Source organism: Cellulomonas persica (assembly GCF_007989825.1).
GTDB lineage: Bacteria > Actinomycetota > Actinomycetes > Actinomycetales > Cellulomonadaceae > Cellulomonas > Cellulomonas persica.
In genome coordinates, this window is sequence record NZ_BJUA01000039.1 from 1 (window position 1) to 1,267 (window position 1,267).

3 protein-coding genes are annotated in these 1,267 nt (G+C 70.1%); all 3 read left to right on the forward strand.

Annotated elements, in window-relative coordinates:
* The first annotated feature begins 63 nt into the window (after window positions 1-63).
* The 3 genes from CPE01_RS16220 (at window position 64) to CPE01_RS16230 (ending at window position 1,223) form a co-directional block, all read left to right on the forward strand.
* Window positions 64-351, forward strand: a complete 288-nt coding sequence (locus CPE01_RS16220) for a transposase (RefSeq protein WP_146807842.1) — start codon at window positions 64-66, stop codon at window positions 349-351.
* On the forward strand, window positions 351-896 hold the full coding sequence (locus CPE01_RS16225; protein WP_186811595.1) for an IS3 family transposase: 546 nt from the start codon (window positions 351-353) through the stop codon (window positions 894-896). The genes CPE01_RS16220 and CPE01_RS16225 overlap by 1 nt, the downstream gene beginning before the upstream one ends.
* Before the next feature lie 96 nt (window positions 897-992).
* On the forward strand, window positions 993-1,223 hold the full coding sequence (locus CPE01_RS16230; RefSeq protein ID WP_146807844.1) for an integrase core domain-containing protein: 231 nt from the start codon (window positions 993-995) through the stop codon (window positions 1,221-1,223).
* Window positions 1,224-1,267 lie beyond the last annotated feature (44 nt).

Genomic DNA, 1,267 nt, shown 5'->3' on the forward strand with positions numbered 1-1,267 from the left:
AGCCTGACCCGCTTCCGTGGACACCTTCGCTGAGGTGATGATCGCCTCGGAGAGGAGTCCTGGATGCCTGCAGCCAAGCCGCCGGAGTTGCGCCGGCGAGCCGTTGAGTTGGCCCGTTCGGGTCAGCAGCCGGTCGCGAGGATCGCGGCCGATCTGGGGATCAGCGAGTCGTGTCTGCGTCGGTGGATGGCTCAGGACGACGTCGATGCCGGCCGCCGGGAGGGGTTGACCAGCGAGGAGCGCAAGGAGCTGGTCGAGTCGCGCCGGCGGATCCGGGTGCTGGAGATGGAGAACGAGATCCTCAAGCGCGCCAGCGCGTACTTCGCCCGGGAGAACGTCCTCCCAAAATGATGTTCCGGCTGGTCCGAGACCTCGCCGCGGCCGGCGTGCCGGTCGCGGTGGCCTGCCGGGTCCTGGGCGTCTCACGTTCGGGGTTCCACGCCTGGTCGACGCGGCCGCCCTCGGCGCGGTCCGTGGCCGACGCGCAGCTGTCGGCGACGATCGTGGCGGTGCACGAGATGTCGCGCCGCTCCTACGGCGCCCCGCGCGTTCATGCCGAGCTGCGCCTGGGGCTCGAAATCCGTTGCGGTCGCAAACGGGTGGCGCGGCTGATGCGCGCCGCGGGCATCGGTGGGATCTGCCACCAGCGCAAACGCGGCCGCCACCGACCCGCGCCCGCGCCGCACGAGGACCTGGTGCGTCGCAGGTTCGTCGCCGAGGAGCCGAACCGGTTGTGGTGCACCGACATCACGCAGCACCCCACGAGCGAGGGCCGCGTGTACTGCGCCGCGGTGCTGGACGTGTTCTCCCGGCAGGTCGTGGGGTGGTCCATCGCGGACCACATTCGCGCCGAACTCGTCGTCGACGCCCTGCAGATGGCGACCTGGCGACGCTGACCCGAGCCCGGCGCGATCGTCCACGCGGACAGGGGCCTGCAGTACACGTCCTGGGTCTTCGGGCACCGGCTGCGCGAGGCCGGGCTGCTCGGCTCGATGGGCCGGGTCGCCTCGAGCGTGGACAACACGATGATCGAGAGCTTCTGGTCGACCATGCAGCGCGAGCTGCTCGACCAGCAGCACTGGACCTCGAAAGCCGAACTCGCGACCGCGATCTTCGAGTGGATCGAGGCCTGGTACAACCCCCGACGCCGGCACACCAGCCTCGGGAACCTATCCCCGACCGAGTTCGAGAACCTTCACACCGCCGCGACCGCGGCGGCATGATCAACCAACCACGAGTGCCCGCGAAAGCGGGTCAGGCTCCCGAG